The sequence below is a fragment of the Achromobacter sp. GQ309 genome (assembly GCF_059759315.1).
Genome location: NZ_JCAXDP010000002.1, coordinates 52,388 through 66,475 on the forward strand (window position 1 = coordinate 52,388; position 14,088 = coordinate 66,475).

The following is a 14,088-nucleotide window of genomic DNA, read 5'->3' on the forward strand; positions in this document are numbered from 1 at the left end:
CGATCCGAAGGATGGGCGTTGTCGCCCCCGACGGGTCCGGGGAAAAAAATGCCCCCGGACCGGGGGCAGATAGCAGGTGTCAATGCGGACCGATTACTCGGCGCCGGACTTCTTGATCAGGGCGGCAAGCATTTCCATTTCTTCGCCGGTCAGGTCGGTCAGCGGTGCGCGCACCGGGCCGGCGTCGTGGCCGACCAGCTTGGCGCCGGCCTTGACGATGCTGACGGCGTAGCCGGCCTTGCGGTTGCGGATTTCCAGATACGGCAGGAAGAAATCGTCCAGCAGTCGGTTGGTGGTGTCGCTGTCGCCGGCGGCGATGGCGTTGTAGAACTCCATGGCCATCTTGGGCACGAAGTTGAAGACGGCCGACGAGTAGACCGGCACGCCCAGCGCGCGGTAGGCGGCTGCGTAGACTTCGGCGGTGGGCAGGCCGCCCAGGTACGAGAAGCGGTCGCCCATCTTGCGGCGGATGCGGACCATCGATTCGATGTCGCCGATGCCGTCCTTGAAACCGACCAGGTTGGGGCAGCGATCAGCCAGGCGGGCCAGGCTGTCGGCCGACAGACGCGACTGGGCGCGGTTGTAGACGATGACGCCGATGTTGACGGACTTGCAGACCTGCTCGACGTGGGCGGCGATGCCGTCCTGCGAGGCTTCGGTCAGGTAGTGGGGCAACAGCAGAACGCCCTTGGCGCCTTGGCGCTCGGCTTCTTGGGCGTAGGCGATGGCGGTGCGGGTGGGGCCGCCGGCGCCGGCCAGGATCGGCACCTTGCCTTTGCAGGTCTGCACGGCGGTGCGAATGACGTCGGAGTATTCATCGGGGGCCAGCGAGAAGAACTCACCGGTGCCGCCGGCGGCGAACAGGGCGGTGGCGCCGTAGGGAGCCAGCCATTCCAGACGAGCCGCATAGCTCTTGGCGTTGAAGTCGCCGTTCTGGTCGAAGTCGGTCACGGGGAAGGAAAGCAAACCTTCCGAAACAATGGCCTTGAGTTCTTGCGGAGTCGTCATGTTGCGCTCATCCCTAAATGGCCGTCGCAGGCGAAAGGTAGGTGCTTGCGAACGGGATGCGGTGGTAAAAGGTGAGTCATCGTACAACATCAATTTGCCGGATTCAAGGCGTGTCCCCATGTGGCGCAGCATTTACAAGGGGAAACCCGAAATTCCTTTCTAGAGCCTTTCAGCGATATTCTCTTGGTTGTACGATAACGTACGGTGCCCGCAGCGGGGCATCCATCAGGCTAAAGGATTCATCATGCAGGTTGCAGTCGAGCAGGCGCCCGTTCTCATCAAGATTCATCCCGACGACAACGTCGCCATCGTGGCCAACGATGGCGGATTGCCGTCGGGAACCGTTCTGCCCGATGGGCTTCAATTGGTCGACGCCGTGCCGCAAGGGCATAAGGTTGCCCTGACCGATCTGGCCGAGGGCGACGAGGTCCGGCGCTACAACGTGGTGGTCGGCTACGCCGCCAAGGCGCTGCCGCGCGGCAGTTGGATCAACGAGCGCGTCACCACGATGCCGACGGCCCGCACGCTGGAAGACCTGCCGGTCTCCACGCGGATTGCGCCGCTGCCGCCGCTCAAGGGCTACACCTTCCAGGGCTATCGCAACGCGGACGGCACCGTCGGCACGCGCAATATTCTTGCCATCAGCACCACGGTGCAGTGCGTGCAGGGCGTCGTCGAGCACGCGGTTGCGCGTATCCGCCGCGAACTGCTGCCGCTGTATCCGAACGTGGACGACGTGGTGGGCATCGAGCACACCTACGGCTGCGGCGTGGCCATTGACGCGCCCGGCGCGGCGATTCCCATCCGCACGCTGCACAACATTGCCCGCAACCCGAACTTCGGCGGCACGTCCATGGTCGTCAGCCTGGGCTGTGAAAAGTTGCAGCCGGACCGCCTCCTGGCGCCCACCGCCATTCCGATCCGCGCCGGCTCGGGCATGGGCGGCGACGGCGTGGACACCATCGTCCTGCAGGACGAAGAGAACATCGGCTTCGATTCGATGATCCAGCTCATCATGCGCACCGCCGAGCGCCACCTGCAGAAACTCAACGCCCGCCAGCGCGAAACCTGCCCGGTGTCGGACCTGACCGTCGGCGTGCAGTGCGGCGGCAGCGATGCGTTTTCCGGCGTGACGGCCAACCCTGCCGTGGGTTTTGCCACCGACCTGCTGGTGCGCGCCGGCGGCACGGTGATGTTCTCCGAAAACACCGAGGTGCGCGACGGCATCGACCAGTTGACCGCGCGCGCCGAAACGCCCGAAGTCGCGGACGCATTGATCCGCGAAATGGCCTGGTACGACGCGTACCTGCAGCGCGGCATGGCCGACCGCAGCGCCAACACCAGCCCCGGTAATAAGAAGGGCGGCCTGTCCAACATTGTCGAAAAGGCCATGGGCTCGATCGTCAAGTCGGGGTCCTCGCCGATTCATGGCGTGCTGTCGCCCGGCGACCGCCTGACACGCAAGGGCCTGATCTTTGCGGCCACGCCCGCCAGCGACTTCATCTGCGGCACGCTGCAGCTGGCTGCCGGCATGAACCTGCACATCTTCACCACCGGCCGCGGCACGCCCTACGGGCTGGCGCAGGTGCCGGTCATCAAGGTCGCCACGCGCTCGGCGCTGGCGCGCCGCTGGCACGACCTGATGGACGTGGATGCCGGCGTCATCGCCACCGGCCAGGCCTCGATCGAGGAAGTGGGCTGGCAGCTCTTTCAGATGATGCTGGACGTGGCCAGCGGCAAGAAGCAGACCTGTGCCGAAAAACTCAAGCTGCACAACGCCCTGGCGCTGTTCAACCCGGGCCCCGTGACCTGATCGGGACCCAACCCGTCCGTAGCGCCATCGCAGAATAAAACCACCGAGAGGAGACAGCCGATGGAAATTGACCCGCAAGTCCAGGCCGGCCGGCGCCGGCTGCTGGGCGCCGCGCTTGCACTGGCCCCCGCCAGTCTGGTGCACGCGCAGTCTTTCAGCTTCACCCCGCAGCAGCGCTACCCGGACCCCTCGGTCCGGATCCTGGACCCGGAATTCGCCAAGTACCGCATCTACAGCAGCAGCGTGGAGCAGCTTGCGACCGGCTTCCGCTGGCTGGAAGGTCCGGTGTGGTTTGGCGACGGGCGCTATCTGCTCGCCTCGGACATTCCCAATAACCGCATCATCCGCTGGGACGAAACCACGGGCGAAACCAGCGTGTTCCGCCATCCGTCCAACTTCAGCAACGGGCTCGCCCGGGATCGTCAGGGCCGCCTGCTGGCCTGCGAACACCTGACGCGCCGCGTCACGCGCACGGAATACGACGGCAGCATCACGGTGCTGGCGGACCGCTTTGACGGCAAGCCGTTCAATTCCCCCAACGACATCGTGTGCCAGCGCAATGGCGCCATCTGGTTCACCGATCCGCCCTTCGGCATCGGCGGGCACTGGGAAGGCGACAAGGCCACGCCCGAGCTGCCGCATTCCGTCTATCGCATCGATCCCGGCAACGGCCGTGTGACGCTGGCGCTTGCCGATCTGGCCGGTCCCAACGGCCTGTGCTTTTCGCCCGACGAGAAAGTGCTGTACATCGTCGAATCGCGTCACCAGCCCAATCGCGTGATCTGGGCCTTTGACGTGGGCGCGGACGGCGCGTTGTCCAACAAGCGCCTGCACGTTGACGCGCAAGGGCCCGGCGCCATCGACGGCATCAAGTGCGACGAGGCCGGCAACCTGTGGTGCGGCTGGGGCAGCAACGGCTCGCCCGACGCCAAAGCCGAGGACCTGGACGGCGTGATGGTGTTCAACCCCGCGGGCAAGGCCATCGGCCACATCCGCCTGCCGGAACGCTGCGCCAATCTTTGCTTTGGCGGCGCCAAGCGCAACCGCCTCTTCATGGCGAGCAGCCATTCGCTCTATGCCCTGTACGTGGAGACCCGCGGCGCGGCATAGGCACATCCCCACCGCGGCCTCACCAGGCCGCGGGACACTTCAACACACATACCAAACAGTGTGGAGACAGCATGAACCCGAGCAAGAGACAGTTCCTGGGCAGCGCCGCGGCGCTTTGCCTGACGCCCCTGGTGCCGGCATGGGCCCAATCGGCGGAATGGCCGACGCGGCCCGTGCGCATCGTCGTGCCTTACCCGCCCGGCGGCTCGTCGGACATCATCGCGCGCATCCTGGCGCCCCGGCTCGCCGAAGTGCTCAAGCAGACCGTGGTCGTCGAGAACAAGCCCGGCGCCAACGGCAACCTGGGCGCCGGTCTGGTGGTGCAGTCGGCTAACGAAGGCCACACGGTCCTCTTGTGCGACGTCGGCGCGCTGGCGATCAGCCCGTCCGTCTACACGAAGCTGACCTTTGATCCGTCCAAGGACCTGCGCGCCGTCGGCATGCTGGCGTACTCGCCCCACGTGTTGGCCGTGCATCCCGACGTGAAGGCCAAGACCGTGCAGGATCTGGTCGAGCTGTCCAAGAAAGAACGCATCAACTTCGCCGTCACCGCGATCGGCAGCGCGCCTCACCTGGCGGCCGTCGCGGTTCAGCAGGCCACGGGCGCGCAGTGGGAATACGTGCCGTACAAGGGCGGTTCGCAGGCGGTCACCGACACCATCGGCGGCCAGACGCAGATCATCATGAACGGGCTGCTGGCCACGCTGCCGCACATCAAGTCCGGCAAGCTGCGCGCGATCGCGATTTCCAAGAGCGAACGCATGAAGCTGGTGCCGGACATCCCCACCATCTCCGAGCAGGGCGTGAAGGGCTTTGAGTCCGGCACGTGGCAAGGCGTGATGGCCCCGTCCAACATGACCGACCCGGTGGCGGCCCGCCTGCAGATGCTGATGGCGCAGATCGTCACCCAGCCGGACGTCACGGCGCAGTTGAACGAGCAGGGCGCCGAGATCGTCACCAAGAGCCCGGCCGAACTTGCGCAGTTCTTCAGCAGCGAGCGCGCGCGCTGGGCCAAGGTCGTGGCCAGCACCGACATCCGCCTGGATTGAACGGCGCCGATCCCGCCTTGCTAGGGGCGGGGTTCGGGAGCACACTGGAATTGCGTCCAGGCTTCGGCCTGGACCGATTCCGTGGAGCCCGGTCAATGAAACCCTTGTTTGCCGCGGTGCTGGGAGCCTTGGGTGCGTTGTCGGCGCTGACCGCTGCGCCTGCGCTGGCGCGCGATCCGCTTCCGACGGTGCCATCCCCGCCAACGTCAGCCCGCACCTTGCCGGATACGTGCCTGGGCACCGATTGCCCGCGCATTATTGACCCGGGCAAGATCAATCGGGATTGCCTGGGCACCTCGTGTCCGGGGTCCCGCTATCCGTCGCCGGCGGCAACGCCCACGCGGCCGCAGGATCAGCCCGGGCTGAAGGCGCCCACCCGGACCTGGCTGCCGCCGATGCCGCCCCGGCCGGGTCAGACGCCAATAGGGCCGCTGACGCCCGCGCCGGCGCTGCCGCGATAGTCGCAGGGCGTGCGCATTATTCGTCGCCTTGCGGCGATCACGAAACGGCATGGTCGGCGCACGGCGCCCCAGGCCGCAGGTATGATGGCCTGCTTGCGCCTGTCAATCTCCGCGCCGGCCCACACGCGCCGGGCTTTCCGAAGACACCACACCCCATGAACGACCGCCTGCAGCAGACTCTGCGCCGCTTCGACGACTACAACGCCGCCGACCCCAACACGTTTACCTGGGAAGGCGAATCCTGTCCGCAGGAGCTGTTTCTTGCGCAAAAGCTGCACGAATGGGTCATGAAGCTGGCGCCCGATGCTTCCGAACCGCTGATCCTGGCGTCCCGGTGCCAGCATATCGGCCGCTGGGAAATCGCACGCGCCAGCTATCCCGAAGGCCGCATCGGCTACCTGACGTGGCGCAAGGCGCTGGCACGGCATCACGCCGGCATCGCGCAGGAGATCATGGAGGAAGCAGGCTATCCGCAGGCAGATTGCGAGCGCGTGGCGGCGATCCTGATGAAGCAGGGCATCAAGCAGGATCCGGACGTGCAGGTCATGGAAAACGCGCTGTGCCTGGTGTTCCTGCAATACCAGTACGAGGCCTTTTACCCGGCCCACGAAGACAAGATCGTCGAGATCCTGCGCAAGTCATTGCTGAAGATGGACGGCGCGGGGCATCAGCAGGCCATGACGCTGACCTATTCCGAGAAGGGCATGGGCTACATCAAGCAGGCGCTGGCGGCGCTGGAGCCGGCAGGCTAGATACAGCCGCATCAATGCAGAAAGGCCTGCGCCAGGCCGGGAAACATTGTCCCGGCCTGGCGCAGGCCTGAATTGCTTTTGGCGGGCTTATTCGGACGCTTGGGGCGTGACGTCTGCGGACGTCGCACCGGCGGCCTTCGTGTCGGCGGCTTTCACCTCTGCGGCTTTCACATCCACGGCTTTCACATCAGCGGATGGCACGTCGGCAGGTTGCGTGTCAGGGGCGGCGTCAGCAGCCGGCGCCGGGGTCTGCTCAGCAGCCGTCTGCGCCTTTTTCTCGGCCCGTGCGCGGGCGGCGTTGCGCGACGCGTTGCGAGATGCCATGCGCTTGGCGTGACGCGCTTCGTTGGCGGTCACGGCGCCGGCGGGTTCGCCGTTCAGGTCCACGCGCGGCGCGTCCTCGACCATGCTGGCCCAGTAGCGGCGGCCATCGCACCAGGTCTTGACGGCTTCCTTGATCTGCGCCTCGTCGAGTTGCAGCTGCTCGGCATGTTGCACCACGTCCGCCAGCACGCCCAGCTTGAGCGGCAGCTTGGGCGCGGGGTTCTTGGGGAAAGCCTTGGGAAAGTGACGTTGCAGGCGCGAAATGGCGACGACCACGGGATCGACCGGCGTCTCGCGCTTTTCGGGACGTGGCGCACGCTGGCCCTTGTCGCCGCCTTGCGCGCGCTTTGCCTTGTCGCCGCCTTGCGGACGCGGACCCTTGCCGGCGCCTTGCGGGCGGCGCGGCTTGTCCGTGCCTTGCGGTCGCGATTCGTTCTTCGAGCCTGCCTTGTCAGGCGACTGCTTGATAAGCAATTCCCGGATCGCGGCTAATTGTTCTAGTCCCATGTGCTACACAAAAAAAAGGTTGAGGCGGCGAGCGTATCCGCTGCGCCGCCAGTTGTCGGCCTTTCAGCAGCCCTGAAAACTTCTACCCGGAGATGACCACGAGCAGCGCCAGCGACAGCAGGATGCCGAACGCGGCCAGGGCAAACGGCAGTAGTAGAACATACACGCCGCGTTCTTGCCCCCGTCCATGCGCCAAACCGGCCGCAATCGACATCCGGACCGGCGAAAAAATCCCCATCGACGTGCCCGAGACGTGCAGCAGCGCGGCGGCCGCGGGCACGTTCAGACCGGCCTGAAGCGCTAATGATAGCTGGGAAGACATGAACAGGCTGTTCGGCGCATTGCCGCTGTTGGCCAGAATGCCGAACGCGCCGGCCAGAAGCGGCGTGATCAGGATAGCCCAGTCGCGCAGGCTCGAGAATAATCCATCGGCATACGCCCGGGAAATGCCCGCGCCCGCGAGTACCTCGGCCATCATCGCAAACAGAAAGACGGACATGACGGCATGACGTCCTGTCATCCACGCGGCGCGTGCTTGAGCCCGCAGCGCGCCCGGGTGGCGTTGCCAGGCAGCTATGGCGACCGCGCCCGCGATCAGCCAGCTTCCGGCGTGCAGAAAAGGCATCCAGGCCGGCAGGTCCGGATAAGGCTTGAAATCGGCCACGCCGGCAAGGCCGCGATTCAGGCCGGGGACGAGCCGCGTAGCCACCAGCCAGGCGATGAGGGCGATGTAGGGCAGGGCGCGGCGTGCGGCGTCCAGCGCTTGCCCGCGATCGGGCCTGCGGTCCGCCAGGAAGCGCAGCACGATCAGCGGACCATAGGCTGTCAGCAGCGCCGTTTCCGGTCCCAGCAGTGCGGTCGCTGCCGTCAGCAAGGCCAGGCTCGCGGCCATCCAGCCCGCTTCACGCCCCAGTTCGGCCGCAGGCGCGGACAGCGCCGCGCGTGCGGCAGTGCGCCAGTACAACGCCAGCCACACCCCCATCAGCAGCGCCACGGGCACCATGCTGTAAAGAGCAAGCTGCGTGGCCGGCACCCGCGCGTAGGCCGAGGCCAGCAACGTGCCGCTTCCCATCGCGCCCCACGGGATGAGTGTCTGGCTGAGCAGCGCGAACACCATGGTCTCGCGCGGCTTCAGGCCCAGCGGGCGGATCAGCATCACCGTTCCCAGCATGCCCACGCCGAAGCCCGTGGCGGACTCGGCAAACGGGCCGACCAGGAAACAGGCGAAGAAGAGCAGCCGGCGCCGTGCGAGGGGTTCGAGACGCATGGCGTCCGGCGGATTGCCTGCCGCGCCCTTGCTCATGCCGCCCTGCGCCGCCATCTGCCAGAACAGCAGGCCGCCGAGGATGTAGGGGGTGATGATCCAGCCGATCCAGAGTCCGCGTTCCAGGGCAACGGCCAGTTGCGCCAGCGCGAACGGCGCGGGCGCGGCGAGCAGGGCGATGGGCAGCGCCGCCAGCAGGCCCAGCGCGGCGGCGATGGTCGTGTTGACGCGCCCGCTCGCGATCGCGGCGATCACGGTCAGCGCCGGCAGGGACCACAGCAGGTACATCATGAAAGAAACATCCGCATCGCCCGGGTGAAGTCGCGGCGCAAAGCGTATCAGTCTATGGCCGCAGCGGGTAGCTGTGGCGATGGGCGGCGCGAACGTGGATGACGAAGGCGGCGGGCGGGGTGCAGGCAGGGACGCGGACGTGCAGGCAGACCCCAGACGCAAGAACGCCGGCTGGCGTTTGCACGCGAGCCGGCGTTCGGGGTGACGGGTCAGGTCGGGATTGCGTTGTCTACTGGTTCGCGCCGCGGATGTTGCCGGCGATACCGCCGGCTGCACCGCCAATGGCGGCCCCGGTCCAGGCACTGCCCCCCGCGATGGCGGCAATGCCGGCGCCCGCCGCGGCGCCCATCAAGCCACCCGTGACGGTGCCTTGCTGTTCCTTGGTCATGTTGGTGCATGCGGCCAGCGATGCCATCGCAATGGCCAGGCCTATCGTGCGGATAGTCTTCATGGCGGCTCCTAGGGGGTGCGTTTCGTCTTGGTGGCAGGCACGACGATCTCAAACCAGATCGTCTCCATGACGGGGCGATCCAATTGGCCCGGATTGGCGGCATACCAGCGGTCGATGGTCTCGCGCACCGAGTCCAGCGTCTGGTTCTGAAGGCCCGCGGAGAACTTGGGCACCAGCGTCTGGGTATCCGGCACGGCCCGGCGTTGCTGATAGGCGCGTTCAACCTCAAGCGCATTGGCCACGCCCAGCAGATAGGCCTTCTTGAGGTTGGCGTCGGAATCGGTCCAGTGCTTGCCGGTGATGATCGGGGCGGGGTCCGAGGGGGCGGCCGTGACAGCCGACCCGACAAGCATCGAGAGGGCTACGGTCGCTGGGCCAAGCAGGTGTTTTACTCGCATCGCATCGCTCCTGTTGGGGGAACAAAAGATAGAAAACAACCTTCGCGCGCGATTCGGGCGGGGGGATCGAGATGACCGATCGAAAAGCGGTACCGATCAATTTATGCCTGAATGCGTGGTCATGCAAGACCGGATTACAGGACGGATCGGCCGCTTCGGGATGCTCAATAGGCGGCGGACGGGGCGGGCGCCGCGGCGTTCGGGTCCGCGCAAGAGAAGCTTGCCGCCAGCCGGCGGGCGCTATTTGCGTAAAGCAGCACGTCAACGCCTACCGCCACGAAGGTGCAGCCCAGTTCCAGGTAACGGCGCGCCAGCGCGGGGTCCGATGTCAGGGTGCCGGCTGCTTTGCCGTGTTCGATGATGACTTGCATGGCGCGCTCGATGGCGCTTTGCACGTCCGGATGCCCGGGCCGCCCCCGATACCCCATGGACGCGGCCAGATCGGCCGGCCCGATGAACACGCCATCCACGCCGGGCAACTCGCAGATCGCCTCCAGGTTCGACAGCGCCTGCACCGTTTCCGCCTGCACCAGCAGGCAGATCTCGTCGTCGGCGATTTCCAGGTAGTCCTGACGGGCGCTCCAGCGAGATGCGCGCCCCACGGCGCTGCCCACGCCGCGTATGCCTTGCGGCGGATAGCGGGTCGCGGCCACCAGGGCGCGGGCTTGATCGGCGGTGTCGACCATCGGCACCAGCAGGTTCTTCGCGCCGATGTCCAGCATCTGCTTGATGAGTGCGGTGTCTCCGGCCACCACGCGCACCACGGGCTGGGCGCGGTAGGGCGCGACGCTCTGCAGGGCGGCCAGGGTGCCGCGCAGGTCGTTCGGTGCGTGCTCGCCGTCGATCAGCAGCCAATCGAAGCCTGCCGTGGCGGAAACCTCGGCCAGATAGGGGTCGGCCATCGAGAGCCACAGGCCGACCTGGGCCTGGCGCGCGGCAAGGGCCGTCTTGAAAGGATTGTGTGCGGGCATGCGAGAAGGTTCCTGAAATGACGGGTCAGCTGACGATGCCCAGATGCCAGGGCACGAATTCATGGTTGCCCAGGCCCAGTGCTTCGCTCTTGGTCGGCGCGCCGGAGGCCGCGCGCAGGATATGGTCGAAGATGCGTTGTCCCATCTGTGCGATGTCTACCTCGCCATCGAGCACCGCGCCGCAATTGATGTCCATGTCTTCCACCAGGCGCGCATACATGCTGCTGTTGCTGGCAAGTTTGAGCGTGGGCGCGGGCTTGGAGCCGAACATCGACCCGCGGCCTGTCGTGAAGCAGATCAGGTTGGCGCCGCTGGCGATCTGGCCGGTGACGGCGACGGGGTCGTAGCCGGGCGAATCCATGAAAACCAGGCCTGCGCGGTCGATGGGCTCGGCATATTCATACACGGCCTGCAGCGGCGTCGTGCCGCCTTTCATGGCGGACCCCAGCGATTTCTCGAAAATGTTGGCCAGGCCGCCTTGCTGGTTGCCGTGGCCGACGACGCCGTTGAACTGCGCGTTGTGTCCGGCCGTGTACCTTTCCCACCAGGCCAGCCGGTCCAGCAGTTTCTGGCCCACTTCCGGCGTGACGGCGCGGCGGGTCAGCAGGTATTCCACCCCGTGGATCTCCGGGGTTTCGGACAGGATCGCCGTGCCGCCGTGCCGCACCAGGATGTCCATGGCTGCCCCCAGCGCAGGATTGGCCGTGATGGCGGAGTAGCCGTCCGATCCGCCGCATTCCAGACCGATCTTGAGGTGGCTTGCCGGCACGGGGCTGCGGCGCGCGGCATCGGCCAGCGGCAGCATCTCGTTGATGGCCCGGATGCCGGCCTCGATCGTGGCCCGGGTGCCGCCCGTGTCCTGCATCACGAGCGTACGCACCCGCGCGTCCCCGGCCAGATCCTGCGATTCGATCAGCGCCGACACCTGATTGCGTTCGCAGCCCAGCCCTACGATCAGCACGCCGGCCAGGTTCGGGTGCCGCGCGTAGCCGGCCAGCGTGCGTCGCAGGACGTCGAAATGCTCGCTGGGCGACGACATGCCGCAACCGCTCGTCTGCGCGAACGCCACTACGCCGTCCACGTTGGGAAACGCGGCAAGGCGTTCGGGCGTGAAGTGCTGCGCGATGTGGTGGATGACCGTCGCGGAACAGTTCACCGACGCGAGGATGCCGATGAAATTGCGCGTGCCCACCCGGCCATCCCCCCGAACGTAGCCCTGAAACGTCGCGCGTTCGGCCTCGGGCAGGATGTCGACCGGCCGCACATCGCGGCAGAAGCCCGGATCCCGCTCGAAGTCGGCGAGCGCAAGATTGTGTGCATGCACGTGCTCGCCGGCTTCGATATCGCGCGCGGCCACGCCGATGATCGCGTCGTACTTGCGCACGGGCGTGCCTGCCGGAATCCGGCAGGCCGCAATCTTGTGGCCGCCCGGCACCTGCGCGCGTACCCGCAGGCCCAGCGCCGGGATAGGCATGCCCAAGGCCAGGGCCTCCCGGGCGACCAGCACATTGTCGTTGGCGTGCAGCCGGATCAAGGGATTGGAAGTCACCGGGGATCAGCCTTTCTGCAGCATTTCTTTCAGTTTCAGGCGCGCGATCAGCGCGGTCTCCTGCGCATAGACCGACGCCACATAAGCCTGGTAATCCGGTCCGTCCAGGTACATCACCGGCGCATCGATGCGGTCGGCCACCTGCTTGAAGGCGTCGCTCTTGACCGCAGTGCGGAAGGCCTCGCGCAGCTTGCGCTCGACGGCGGGGTCCAGGCCCTTGGGCGCGCCGATGCCGTTGGGGGCCTCGACCACGACGTCGTAGCCCAGTTCTTTCAGGGTGGGCGCCTCCTTGAAACGCGAGGCGCGCGACTCGCCCCAGGTCGCCAGAAGCCGCAGCTTGCCTGCCTCGACATGCGGCGCCCACGAGCTTGAATCCGCCAGCAGATCGATCTGCCCGCCCAGCACATCCTGCAAAGCGGCCGCGCCGCCCTTGTAGGCAATCGCATTGAAACGCACGCCGGCTGTCATGGCGAACTCTTCCATGCCCACATGCGTCGCGCCGCCGATGCCGGCGTGGCCGTATGTCAGCTTGCCGGGATTGGCCTTTGCGTAAGCCACGACCTCCTGCAACGTCTTGAACGGCGAGCTGGCAAGCACTGCGATGCCGAAGGTCTGGCCCGACGTACGGGCCAAATAAGTCAGCTCGCTGCGCGGATCAAGCTGCAACAGTCCCAATTGCGAGAAACGCGCCACCGAAATGGGAATCTGGCCGATGTTGTAGCCGTCGGGCTGCGCCTGCGACAGCGACTTCGTGCCGATCATGCCCGAGGCGCCCGCGCGGTTCTCCACCACGATGGACTGGCCGAGCACGCCCGACGCTACTTGGCAGAGCGCGCGCATGGACTGGTCCGCGGTGCCGCCGACGGGCCAGGGGCAGATGAAGGTGATGGCGCGCTGCGGATAGTCCGCGGCGCGTGCCAGGCCGGGAGCCAGCAGGCCGGCCGCGCCGGCGCCAGCCATGGCGCCCAGACAGGCGGCGCCCGCCAGGAACCTGCGCCGGTCCCGGTCAGGGGTGGGGATGTGCCTCATGGTTTGTCTCCGATGTGATTATTTTTGTGAGCACCCTCAAGGCTACAAGGCCGCCCGGATCTATTCTCGTGAGCTTATATATAACTATCCAATAGAATTGCCGCATCGATAGATAACAAGTCTGATATGTAAGGACGTTGGTATGGCGCACCTGGACCGCGTGTTCCGCTCAAACCTGAAGCTGCGTCACCTCCAATTGGTGGTGGCGCTGGACGAGTTCCGGCATTTGGGGCGCACGGCCGAGTTCATGGCGGTCAGCCAGCCGGCGGTGTCGCGCATGCTGTCGGAGGTGGAGTCCATGCTGGGTCTCGCGCTGTTTGCGCGGTCCGTGCGCGGCACGGAGCCCACCGACGCGGGCGCTGCAGTGGTGCGCTTTGCGCGCGGCGTGCTGGCGCAGTACGCGCGCACGCGTGATGAGATCGACGCCGCCGCAAGCGGCGCGGCCGGCAAGACGCGGGTGGGGGCGATGGCGGTCGCGTTGCCGGTGCTGCTGGCGCGGGCCGTGCATGCCTTGAAGCTGCGGTCGGCGCGCGCAACCGTCCTGATCGAAGAGGGCGACCTGACCCATCTGCTGCCCAAATTGCGGCTGGGCGAACTGGATCTGTTCGTGGGAAGGCTGGAGCCAGGCTACGCCGCGCCCGATCTGCATGCCGAAGCGTTGTTCGAAGAGCCGATGGTAGTGGTGGCGGCGCCCGGCAGCGACGTGGCAGGCCGCAGCGCACCGGGGTGGGCGGATCTGGCGGCGTTGCCTTGCGTGATGCCGCCACCGTGGGCGTCATTGCGGGTAAAGCTGGAGCAGCAGTTCCATCATCGCGGCCTGCAACCGTCGTCCGATCTGATGGAAACGTCGTCCTACCTGTCTACGCTGACTTTCATTCGTGAGCGCAATGCGGTGGGATTTCTGGCGAAGTCGGCCGCCCGCAGTTTCGAGCGCCAGGGCCTGTGCCGGATCCTGGACGTGCCGTTGGACTTGGCGTTGCCGCCGGTCGGCATCATCACCTTGCGTGAAGCCCGGTTGCCTGCGGCCAGCGCGCACCTCATCGAATGCCTGAAGGGCGAGGCAACGGCGCTGATGGCTGATGCGGCAAACGGCGCCGGTTAGGCCGGCGCC

At 66.4% G+C, this 14,088-nt stretch carries 14 protein-coding genes; 6 read left to right on the top strand and 8 right to left on the bottom strand.

Features of this window, described 5'->3' with window-relative positions:
- Positions 1-93: 93 nt before the first annotated feature.
- On the bottom strand, positions 94-1,008 hold the full coding sequence (kdgD, locus tag AC6CIE_RS05620; protein WP_175136457.1) for a 5-dehydro-4-deoxyglucarate dehydratase: 915 nt from the start codon (positions 1,006-1,008) through the stop codon (positions 94-96).
- Positions 1,009-1,252: 244 nt separating this feature from the next.
- On the opposite strand from kdgD, the gene garD reads away from it, so the two are divergent.
- The 5 genes from garD to AC6CIE_RS05645 all read left to right on the top strand — a co-directional run bounded on the left by garD (position 1,253) and on the right by AC6CIE_RS05645 (position 6,193).
- Positions 1,253-2,821, top strand: coding sequence for a galactarate dehydratase (gene garD / locus AC6CIE_RS05625; protein ID WP_452000423.1), 1,569 nt, complete (start codon positions 1,253-1,255; stop codon positions 2,819-2,821).
- 60 nt (positions 2,822-2,881) lie between these two features.
- A complete protein-coding gene (locus AC6CIE_RS05630) occupies positions 2,882-3,931 on the top strand; it encodes an SMP-30/gluconolactonase/LRE family protein (RefSeq protein ID WP_452000421.1) in 1,050 nt (349 codons plus the stop codon).
- Positions 3,932-4,002: 71 nt separating this feature from the next.
- A complete protein-coding gene (locus AC6CIE_RS05635; RefSeq protein WP_175121465.1) occupies positions 4,003-4,980 on the top strand; it encodes a Bug family tripartite tricarboxylate transporter substrate binding protein in 978 nt (325 codons plus the stop codon).
- Between the two features lie 95 nt (positions 4,981-5,075).
- Entirely contained in the window at positions 5,076-5,441 is a 366-nt protein-coding gene (locus AC6CIE_RS05640; protein ID WP_452000419.1) for a hypothetical protein, read from the top strand.
- 155 nt (positions 5,442-5,596) lie between these two features.
- Positions 5,597-6,193 carry a DUF4202 domain-containing protein gene (locus tag AC6CIE_RS05645; protein WP_175136460.1) on the top strand — a complete coding sequence of 199 codons (597 nt, stop codon included), beginning with the start codon at positions 5,597-5,599 and terminating at the stop codon, positions 6,191-6,193.
- A gap of 87 nt (positions 6,194-6,280) precedes the next feature.
- Here the strand turns inward: AC6CIE_RS05645 and AC6CIE_RS05650 are convergent, their stop codons facing one another.
- From AC6CIE_RS05650 to AC6CIE_RS05680, 7 genes are all read right to left on the bottom strand, one after another.
- A complete protein-coding gene (locus AC6CIE_RS05650; protein ID WP_452000417.1) occupies positions 6,281-7,024 on the bottom strand; it encodes a ProQ/FinO family protein in 744 nt (247 codons plus the stop codon).
- Between the two features lie 82 nt (positions 7,025-7,106).
- Positions 7,107-8,579: a hypothetical protein gene (locus AC6CIE_RS05655; RefSeq protein ID WP_452000416.1), complete on the bottom strand. Its 1,473-nt coding sequence runs from the start codon at positions 8,577-8,579 to the stop codon at positions 7,107-7,109.
- A gap of 229 nt (positions 8,580-8,808) precedes the next feature.
- Positions 8,809-9,030 carry a YMGG-like glycine zipper-containing protein gene (locus tag AC6CIE_RS05660; protein WP_056318016.1) on the bottom strand — a complete coding sequence of 74 codons (222 nt, stop codon included), beginning with the start codon at positions 9,028-9,030 and terminating at the stop codon, positions 8,809-8,811.
- Between the two features lie 8 nt (positions 9,031-9,038).
- Positions 9,039-9,428 (bottom strand): hypothetical protein, encoded by a 390-nt coding sequence (locus AC6CIE_RS05665; protein WP_175121468.1) that lies wholly within the window; start codon positions 9,426-9,428, stop codon positions 9,039-9,041.
- A gap of 164 nt (positions 9,429-9,592) precedes the next feature.
- Positions 9,593-10,399, bottom strand: a complete 807-nt coding sequence (gene hpaI / locus AC6CIE_RS05670; protein ID WP_175121469.1) for a 4-hydroxy-2-oxoheptanedioate aldolase — start codon at positions 10,397-10,399, stop codon at positions 9,593-9,595.
- 25 nt (positions 10,400-10,424) lie between these two features.
- Positions 10,425-11,948: a UxaA family hydrolase gene (locus tag AC6CIE_RS05675; protein ID WP_175121470.1), complete on the bottom strand. Its 1,524-nt coding sequence runs from the start codon at positions 11,946-11,948 to the stop codon at positions 10,425-10,427.
- Positions 11,949-11,954: 6 nt separating this feature from the next.
- On the bottom strand, positions 11,955-12,977 hold the full coding sequence (locus AC6CIE_RS05680; RefSeq protein WP_175121471.1) for a tripartite tricarboxylate transporter substrate binding protein: 1,023 nt from the start codon (positions 12,975-12,977) through the stop codon (positions 11,955-11,957).
- A 142-nt stretch (positions 12,978-13,119) separates the two neighbouring features.
- Here AC6CIE_RS05680 and AC6CIE_RS05685 point away from each other — a divergent pair, with 142 nt between their 5' ends.
- Positions 13,120-14,079, top strand: coding sequence for a LysR substrate-binding domain-containing protein (locus AC6CIE_RS05685; RefSeq protein ID WP_175121472.1), 960 nt, complete (start codon positions 13,120-13,122; stop codon positions 14,077-14,079).
- Positions 14,080-14,088: the final 9 nt, after the last annotated feature.

Excerpts from the sequence above, each read along its gene's own strand:
- AC6CIE_RS05640 (WP_452000419.1), top strand. The coding sequence starts at position 5,076 with ATGAAACCCTTGTTTGCCGCGGTGCTGGGAGCCTTGGGTGCGTTGTCG.
- AC6CIE_RS05630 (WP_452000421.1), top strand. The coding sequence starts at position 2,882 with ATGGAAATTGACCCGCAAGTCCAGGCCGGCCGGCGCCGGCTGCTGGGC.
- AC6CIE_RS05680 (WP_175121471.1), bottom strand. The coding sequence starts at position 12,977 with ATGAGGCACATCCCCACCCCTGACCGGGACCGGCGCAGGTTCCTGGCG.
- AC6CIE_RS05645 (WP_175136460.1), top strand. The coding sequence starts at position 5,597 with ATGAACGACCGCCTGCAGCAGACTCTGCGCCGCTTCGACGACTACAAC.
- AC6CIE_RS05655 (WP_452000416.1), bottom strand. The coding sequence starts at position 8,579 with ATGATGTACCTGCTGTGGTCCCTGCCGGCGCTGACCGTGATCGCCGCG.
- AC6CIE_RS05635 (WP_175121465.1), top strand. The coding sequence starts at position 4,003 with ATGAACCCGAGCAAGAGACAGTTCCTGGGCAGCGCCGCGGCGCTTTGC.
- garD (WP_452000423.1), top strand. The coding sequence starts at position 1,253 with ATGCAGGTTGCAGTCGAGCAGGCGCCCGTTCTCATCAAGATTCATCCC.
- AC6CIE_RS05665 (WP_175121468.1), bottom strand. The coding sequence starts at position 9,428 with ATGCGAGTAAAACACCTGCTTGGCCCAGCGACCGTAGCCCTCTCGATG.
- AC6CIE_RS05685 (WP_175121472.1), top strand. The coding sequence starts at position 13,120 with ATGGCGCACCTGGACCGCGTGTTCCGCTCAAACCTGAAGCTGCGTCAC.
- kdgD (WP_175136457.1), bottom strand. The coding sequence starts at position 1,008 with ATGACGACTCCGCAAGAACTCAAGGCCATTGTTTCGGAAGGTTTGCTT.
- AC6CIE_RS05650 (WP_452000417.1), bottom strand. The coding sequence starts at position 7,024 with ATGGGACTAGAACAATTAGCCGCGATCCGGGAATTGCTTATCAAGCAG.
- AC6CIE_RS05660 (WP_056318016.1), bottom strand. The coding sequence starts at position 9,030 with ATGAAGACTATCCGCACGATAGGCCTGGCCATTGCGATGGCATCGCTG.
- hpaI (WP_175121469.1), bottom strand. The coding sequence starts at position 10,399 with ATGCCCGCACACAATCCTTTCAAGACGGCCCTTGCCGCGCGCCAGGCC.